This window comes from Pseudomonas sp. K5002 (assembly GCF_013386655.1).
In the GTDB taxonomy this organism is placed as follows: Bacteria; Pseudomonadota; Gammaproteobacteria; order Pseudomonadales; family Pseudomonadaceae; genus Aquipseudomonas.
Window position 1 is genome coordinate 1 of sequence record NZ_JACARK010000291.1, and the last position, 8,085, is coordinate 8,085.

Genomic DNA, 8,085 nt, shown 5'->3' on the forward strand with positions numbered 1-8,085 from the left:
GCCAGACCAATACCGTGAACTACTCGCTGGAACTGCCGCTGGCCCAGGGCATTACCTTCGACTGAATCTCTGCTCGGAGTGCGGTCAATGTGGGAGCTGGCTTGCCTGCGATAGCATCACCCCGGTGTAACTGATACACCGAGGTGCCTGCATCGCAGGCAAGCCAGCTCCCACATTTGATCGGGTTCGCACATCAACAAAAGTGGTTTGTTAGGTCTCATCGGAGTCTGGCAATGGCATTACGCGAAGCATGTTTGTGGGAACAACTCACTCCTGGCCGGCCGGATCGTGCCGCGCTCAAGGGCGAGGTAAAAGTGGATGTGTGCGTGATCGGCGCCGGCATCACCGGTTTGTCGGCAGCCATTCACTTGCTGGAGCAAGGAAAAAGTGTCGCCGTACTTGAGGCCCATCGCACCGGCCACGGTGGTTCGGGGCGCAACGTAGGGCTGGTCAATGCAGGGATGTGGATTCCCCCGGACGAGATCGAAGCCGGTTTTGGTACCGCGGTGGGCAGCCAGCTCAACCGCATGCTCGGCGCGGCACCGTCCCTGGTGTTCAGCCTGATCGACAAATACAACATCGACTGCCAACTGCGTCGCGAGGGCACCTTGCACATGGCGCACAACGCCCGTGGCGAGGCGGATTTGCGCAGCCGTGAAGAACAATGGAAGCGTCGCGGTGCACCGGTGGAGCTGTTGACCGGCGCTGCATGCGAACAAGCCACCGGTACCAAAAAGATTGCTGCCGCCTTGCTCGACCGGCGGGCCGGCACCTTGAACCCGATGGCCTACACCAGTGGTTTGGCCAATGCCGCCGTCGGGCTCGGCGGACAGTTGTTCGATCACTCCCCAGTCACCCAACTGGAACGCCAGGGCCAGCACTGGTCAGTGCAGACTGCCCAAGGCTCGGTGCAGGCCGAACAGGTGGTGATCGCTTCGAACGCCTACACCGAAGGCGAGTGGACCGAGCTGCGCCGCAACTTTTTCCCCGGTTATTACTATCAGGTGGCGTCGGCCCCTCTGACCGACGACGCCGCCCAACAAATCCTGCCCGGCGGCCAAGGCTCCTGGGACACTCGCCAGGTACTCAGCAGCATCCGCCGCGACGCCGAAGGCCGCCTGCTGCTCGGCAGCCTGGGCAACGGCAACCAGAAACCTGCGTGGTTCCTCAAGGCCTGGGCCGATCGGGTGCAACAGCACTACTTCCCGTACCTCAAGCCGGTGCAGTGGGAGTGCACCTGGACCGGCTGCATCGCATTCACCCCGGACCACTTGATGCGCCTGTTCGAACCGGCGCCCGGGTTGGTGGCGGTCACCGGTTACAACGGGCGCGGGGTGACGACCGGCAGTGTCGTGGGCAAAGCCTTCGCGGATTATCTGTGTCACCAGAATCCACAGGCACTGCCGATCCCCTTTGCGCCGATGCAGCCGTTGGCCGGTGTGGGCCTGCGCAGCTGTTTGTACGAGGCGGGATTCTCGCTGTATCACGCGGGCCAATGCCTGCGGATCGTGATCTGATCAACGAAATACCCCTCAGAAGCCTGCATTTTCTTAGCCGGCTACTAATCTGTATTGGTGCGAGTCGTAGCAGTAACGCACTGTAAATGTGCACTTCCGTTACGCACGCTGTTACATGTTTAAGGGTGGCCGTTTAGTGGCCGGGTTGCAGTGCTAGATTGGTCGGGTTGCACTTTATAGGTCCAATGGTTGCACCTGGTTGAGATAGACGGTTGCACGTCCAATCAAAAGGCGCCCAAAAACCTGCAATAACAATGACACCGTGTCTTTTTGAATAATAAAAACGTAATGGCACGACGCTTGCTCTGGGCTTTCTCCGAAAGTTTTTGAAGTGAAGCTGCAGTGCCAATTCAACAAAAACCTCGGAGCACCACTCATGTCCCAGACGTTTTACAAGAAAGGTTTTCTAGCCCTCGCCGTTGCTGCGGCGCTGGGTGTTTCTGCGTTTGCTCAAGCTGATGTGAAGATTGGCGTAGCGGGGCCGATGACCGGCGCCAACGCGGCATTTGGTGAGCAGTACATGAAAGGTGCCCAGGCGGCAGCCGATGTCATCAACAAGGCCGGCGGCATCAACGGCGAGCAGATCAAGCTGGTGGCCGGCGATGACGCCTGCGAACCCAAGCAGGCCGTGGCCGTGGCCAACCGCCTGGTTGACCAGGACAAAGTGATTGGCGTGGTCGGGCACTTCTGCTCGTCGAACACTATCCCTGCCTCCGAGGTGTATGCCGATGCGGGCGTGATCATGATCACCCCGGGCTCCACCAACCCGCAGGTTACCGAGCGTGGCCTGTCGGCCGTGTTCCGCATGTGTGGTCGTGACGATCAGCAAGGCATCGTGGCCGGCGACTACATCGTCGACGTGCTCAAGGGCAAGAAAGTTGCCGTTATCAACGACAAGGACACCTACGGCAAAGGCCTGGCCGACGCCACTGCGGCGCAGTTGACCAAGCGCGGCGTGAAGCCGGTGCTGGAAGAAGGCCTGACCCGTGGCGAGAAAGATTTCAGCGCCCTGGTCACCAAGATCCGCTCCACCGGTGCTGACGTCGTGTACTTCGGCGGCCTGCACCCGGAAGCCGGCCCACTGGTTCGGCAGATTCGTGAAGCCGGCCTGAAAGACGTCAAGTTCATGTCCGATGACGGCGTGGTGACCGACGAACTGGTGGCCACTGCCGGTGGTGCACAGTATGTGGATGGCGTGTACATGACCTTCGGCGCCGACCCACGCCTGCTGCCAGACAGCAAGACCGTGGTGGAAGAGTTCCGCAAAAATGGCACCGAGCCTGAAGGCTACACCCTGTACGCCTACGCCTCGATCCAGGCCCTGGCCGCCGGTTTCAATGGCGCCAAGTCCGACAAGGGCGAAGACGCAGCCAAATGGCTGAAATCCCACCCGGTCAAAACCGTCATGGGCGAGAAGAACTGGGACGCCAAGGGCGACCTGAAAATCTCCGACTATGTGGTTTACCAGTGGGACAAGGACGGCAAGTATCACCAGCTGGAAAAGCAGAAGTAATAGTTAGCGCGATGGGTTAGACGCCACTTGACCCTGTGGGAACCGGGCTTTTGTGGGAGCTGGCTTGCCTGCGATAGCGTCACCTCGGGTTGACTGACATTCCGAGGTGTCGCTATCGCGGGCAAGCCCGGCGCCCATACACGCCAGCTCCCACACGGGGACTTGGTTGCCAGCCCCTTTTGTGTCTGTCTTTTCCTCCTAGAAGATCCGCACACCCACAGGTGTGCAGGCTCTCACTGCGTGAGATTGCGTTATGGATGGTATTTTCCTGCAGCAACTGGTCAATGGGCTGACCCTCGGGTCGGTCTATGGCTTGATCGCCATCGGCTACACAATGGTCTATGGCATCATTGGCATGATCAACTTCGCCCATGGCGAGGTTTATATGATTTCCGCTTACCTCGCGGCGATCAGTCTGGCACTGCTGGCTTACTTCGGCATCGAATCCTTCCCGCTGCTCATCCTTGGCACCCTGATCTTCACCGTCGTCGTCACCGGCGTTTACGGCTGGGTCATCGAGCGTGTCGCCTACAAACCGCTGCGTAACTCCACCCGATTGGCACCGCTGATCAGCGCCATCGGTATTTCGCTGATCCTGCAGAACTACGCGCAGATCGCCCAGGGCGCCAAGCAACAAGGCATCCCGACGCTGCTGGCCGGCGCCTGGAGAGTCGATATCGGCACCGGCTTCGTGCAATTGACCTACACCAAGGTGTTCATCCTGGTGGCCGCGTTCGTCGGCATGGGCCTGCTGACCTACATCATCAAGTACACCAAGCTCGGCCGCATGTGCCGCGCTACCCAGCAAGACCGCAAGATGGCGTCGATCCTCGGTATCAACACCGACCGGGTCATCTCCTACGTATTCGTGATTGGTGCCGCCATGGCCGCGCTGGCCGGTGTGCTGATCACCCTGAACTACGGCACGTTCGACTTCTATGCCGGCTTCATCATCGGCATCAAGGCATTTACCGCAGCGGTACTCGGCGGCATCGGCTCCCTGCCTGGGGCCATGCTGGGCGGGATCATCCTGGGTATTTCCGAGTCGCTGTTCTCGGGGTTGATCAACTCTGACTACAAAGACGTGTTCAGTTTCTCCCTGCTGGTGGTGATCCTGATTTTCCGTCCCCAGGGCCTGCTCGGTCGCCCACTCGTGGCGAAGGTATAACTATGTCTGCTGCCTACTCTATCGATATCAAGAAAAGTGTCGTCGATGCGGTACTCGCCGGGCTGATTTCGCTGATCGTGTTCGGTCCGATCGTCGGCGTGGTCCTCGACGGCTACAGCTTCAACCTGCAACCGGCGCGTGTTGGCATCCTGGTGGCCATCGTGATGGTCGGCCGGTTCGCCATGAGCCTGTTCCTGCAAACCCCAAGGGGCCTGCGGATTCTGCAGGGGTTTGAAAGTACCGGCTCCGGTGTGCATGTACTCAAGCCGGACTACAAGTCGCGCCTGCGCTGGATCATCCCGGCGTTGATCGTGATTGCCATCGTGTTCCCGTTCTTCGCCAACAAATACCTGCTGACCGTGGTGATCCTCGGGTTGATCTACGTGTTGCTGGGCCTTGGCCTGAACATCGTGGTCGGCCTGGCCGGGCTGCTCGACCTGGGTTACGTGGCGTTCTACGCCATCGGCGCCTATGGCCTGGCGCTGGGTTACCAGTACCTCGGCCTGGGCTTCTGGTCGGTGCTGCCGCTGGCGGCGATTTGTGCGGCGCTGGCGGGGTGCATACTCGGGTTTCCGGTGCTGCGAATGCACGGCGATTACCTGGCGATCGTGACCCTGGGCTTCGGTGAAATCATCCGCCTGGTGCTGAATAACTGGCTGTCGTTTACCGGTGGCCCGAACGGCATGCCGGTGCCGTCGCCAACGTTTTTCGGCCTGGAGTTCGTGCGCAAGGCGAAGGATGGCGGGGTGCCGTTCCACGAGTTCTTCGGCATCGACTACAACCCCAACATCAAATTCCTGTTCATCTACATCGTGCTGTTCCTGGTGGTGCTGCTGGTGCTGTACATCAAGCACCGCCTGACCCGCATGCCGGTGGGGCGCGCGTGGGAAGCCTTGCGCGAAGACGAAATCGCCTGCCGTTCCATGGGCCTCAACCACGTGCTGGTGAAGCTCTCGGCGTTCACCATCGGCGCGTCCACTGCCGGTCTGGCCGGGGTGTTTTTCGCCAGCTACCAGGGCTTCGTCAACCCGTCGTCGTTCACCTTCTTCGAGTCGGCGCTGATCCTCGCCATCGTGGTATTGGGCGGCATGGGCTCGACCGTCGGCGTGGTGATTGCCGCGTTCGTGCTGACGGTGGCGCCGGAGCTGCTGCGCAGCTTCTCCGAGTACCGCGTGCTGCTCTTCGGCGTGTTGATGGTGGTGATGATGATCTGGCGACCACGAGGCCTGATTCGTATCAGCCGTACCGGTGTTGTCCCACGTAAAGGAGTGGCGCCATGAGCAAGGAAGTCGTTCTTTCCGTGGAACACCTGATGATGCACTTTGGTGGCATCAAGGCCTTGAGCGACGTAAGTCTCAAGGTCAAGCGCAACTCGATCTTCGCCCTGATCGGTCCCAACGGTGCCGGCAAGACCACCGTGTTCAACTGCCTGACCGGTTTCTACAAAGCCTCCGGCGGCAAGATCGAACTCAATGTGCGCGGCAAGCAGACCAACGTGATCCAACTGCTGGGCGAGCGCTTCAAGGCCACCGACTTTGTCTCGCCGAAAAGCTTCGTCAGCCGGGTGTTCTACAAGATGTTCGGCGGCACTCACCTGGTGAACCGGGCGGGTTTGGCGCGCACCTTCCAGAACATTCGCCTGTTCAAGGAAATGTCGGTGGTGGAGAACCTGCTGGTGGCCCAGCACATGTGGGTCAACCGCAACATGCTCGCGGGCATCCTCAATACCAAGGGCTACCGCAAGGCTGAAAGCGACGCCCTCGACCATGCGTTCTACTGGCTGGAAGTGGTGGACCTGGTGGACTGCGCCAACCGCCTGGCCGGCGAGCTGTCCTACGGCCAGCAGCGCCGCCTGGAAATCGCCCGTGCCATGTGCACCCGGCCGCAGATTATTTGCCTCGACGAACCGGCCGCCGGCCTCAACCCCCAGGAAACCGAAGCCCTCAGCGCGATGATTCGCCTGCTGCGGGACGAGCACGACCTGACGGTGGTGCTGATCGAACACGACATGGGCATGGTGATGAGTATTTCCGACCACATCGTGGTGCTGGACCACGGCAACGTGATTGCCGAGGGCGGGCCGGAAGCGATCCGCAATGATCCGAAGGTGATCGCGGCTTATCTGGGCGCTGACGAAGAGGAACTGGCATGAGTGAGCCAATCCTCGAACTGAAAGACCTGGACGTGTTCTACGGCCCGATCCAGGCCCTGAAGAAAGTTTCGCTGCACATCAACGAAGGCGAAACCGTGAGCCTGATCGGCTCCAACGGCGCGGGTAAATCCACGCTGCTGATGTCGATCTTTGGCCAGCCACGGGCCGAGTCCGGGCAGATCATCTACCGCGGCGTCGACATTACCCACAAGTCGTCCCACTACATCGCCTCCAACGGCATTGCGCAGTCGCCGGAAGGGCGGCGGGTGTTCCCCGACATGACCGTCGAGGAAAACCTGCTGATGGGCACCATCCCGATTGGCGACAAGTTCGCCACCGAAGACATGCAGCGCATGTTCGAGCTGTTCCCGCGGCTCAAGGAGCGGCGCAACCAGCGGGCGATGACCATGTCGGGTGGTGAACAGCAGATGCTTGCCATCGCCCGCGCACTGATGAGCCGGCCCAAGCTGTTGCTGCTGGACGAGCCGAGCCTGGGGCTGGCGCCGATCGTGGTGAAGCAGATCTTTTCCACGCTGCGGGAGCTGGCGTCTACCGGCATGACCATCTTCCTGGTGGAGCAGAACGCCAACCATGCGTTGCGCTTGTCGGACCGGGCGTACGTGATGGTCAACGGCGAGATTCGCCTTACCGGCACCGGCAAGGAGCTGCTGGTGAATGAGGAGGTGCGTAACGCCTACCTCGGCGGGCACTGATGTAACTCTGATCGTTCCCACGCTCCGCGTGGGAACGCCTCTTGTGACGCTCTGCGTCACGCTTTGGGACGCGGAGCGTCCCGGCCTGCATTCCCACGCAGAGCGTGGNNATTGTGGACAACAAATCCGGGCACCTGCCAAAGCGCGACATATAGCCGCCGCAAATCCCTGTTTTGTCACAGTTTTGACTTGTCCCCAAGCACTGTGGAACCGGCTGTGGGTAACGTGGGAGTAGCTGGCTGGAGGCCTTTGTTTTCGCGGCTTGCAGCGTGGTGGTTGTTTATTGATCAGTGAGTTTTTCGTGACCACCCGAGGGGTTTGTCAACCTGTTTAAAGACACAGGTATATGACCGGAATATGTCACTCCGGCCTGTGGATAAGTCTGTGACTAAACTCTGGAAAGAGTGCCGCAGAGGCCGGAATGACTGGCCTGGAGCCATCGTCCTGGTTGCACCGTTTTGAACCGGGCTACATACGGGCTGCGCAAGGTCAAGCAAAAAACTTTTTGAATCACGCTGAAAGCCTTGTGTAGCGCGGCTTTCAGCTGTTGTACTTGCCCCCAAAGACTGTGGACGGGGCTGTGGATAAGGTGCGCGCACATGGCTGCACGCCACGGCCTGTATGGCTTTCGGGCGATTGGTTGAATTTCGTACAGCATGAGCGGCATTCACCTGTGTCCACAGCGTGTATCAGTTGCCGCCAGCCCGGCAGCCGGGCATTCTGCTGGCTGATTTTTTACCTCGTAGCCCCGCAAGGAGAACACCATGTCCGATACGCTGTTTATTACTGGCGCGACCTCCGGTTTTGGCGAAGCCTGTGCCCGCCGTTTTGCCGAAGCCGGCTGGAAACTGGTGCTCACCGGCCGCCGCGCAGAGCGCTTGAACGCCCTGTGCGCCGAGCTTTCCAAGCAGACCGAAGTGCTCGGCCTGGTGGTGGACGTGCGTGACCGCAAGGCCATGGAAGAGGCGATCGCGAACCTGCCGCCGTCCTTTGCCACGCTGCGCGGGCTGATCAACAACGCC

Annotated in this window: 7 protein-coding genes; all 7 read left to right on the plus strand. The window is 60.1% G+C overall.

Translation table 11 applies throughout. The features are described from left to right. Positions 1-233: 233 nt before the first annotated feature. Positions 234-1,517: an FAD-binding oxidoreductase gene (locus tag HX846_RS15035; protein WP_178965636.1), complete on the plus strand. Its 1,284-nt coding sequence runs from the start codon at positions 234-236 to the stop codon at positions 1,515-1,517. Positions 1,518-1,893: 376 nt separating this feature from the next. Then, on the plus strand, positions 1,894-3,030 hold the full coding sequence (locus tag HX846_RS15040) for a branched-chain amino acid ABC transporter substrate-binding protein (RefSeq protein ID WP_003217449.1): 1,137 nt from the start codon (positions 1,894-1,896) through the stop codon (positions 3,028-3,030). A gap of 253 nt (positions 3,031-3,283) precedes the next feature. Then, on the plus strand, positions 3,284-4,198 hold the full coding sequence (locus HX846_RS15045; protein WP_003217447.1) for a branched-chain amino acid ABC transporter permease: 915 nt from the start codon (positions 3,284-3,286) through the stop codon (positions 4,196-4,198). A gap of 2 nt (positions 4,199-4,200) precedes the next feature. Then, positions 4,201-5,478 (plus strand): high-affinity branched-chain amino acid ABC transporter permease LivM, encoded by a 1,278-nt coding sequence (gene livM, locus HX846_RS15050; RefSeq protein WP_003217445.1) that lies wholly within the window; start codon positions 4,201-4,203, stop codon positions 5,476-5,478. Then, positions 5,475-6,350 carry an ABC transporter ATP-binding protein gene (locus HX846_RS15055; protein ID WP_178965637.1) on the plus strand — a complete coding sequence of 292 codons (876 nt, stop codon included), beginning with the start codon at positions 5,475-5,477 and terminating at the stop codon, positions 6,348-6,350. The genes livM and HX846_RS15055 overlap by 4 nt, the downstream gene beginning before the upstream one ends. Then, positions 6,347-7,063, plus strand: a complete 717-nt coding sequence (locus HX846_RS15060; protein WP_003217439.1) for an ABC transporter ATP-binding protein — start codon at positions 6,347-6,349, stop codon at positions 7,061-7,063. The genes HX846_RS15055 and HX846_RS15060 overlap by 4 nt, the downstream gene beginning before the upstream one ends. A 764-nt stretch (positions 7,064-7,827) precedes the next feature. Next, positions 7,828-8,085, plus strand: a 258-nt coding sequence (locus HX846_RS15065; RefSeq protein ID WP_178965638.1) for an SDR family NAD(P)-dependent oxidoreductase, incomplete at its 3' end; no start/stop codon positions are given.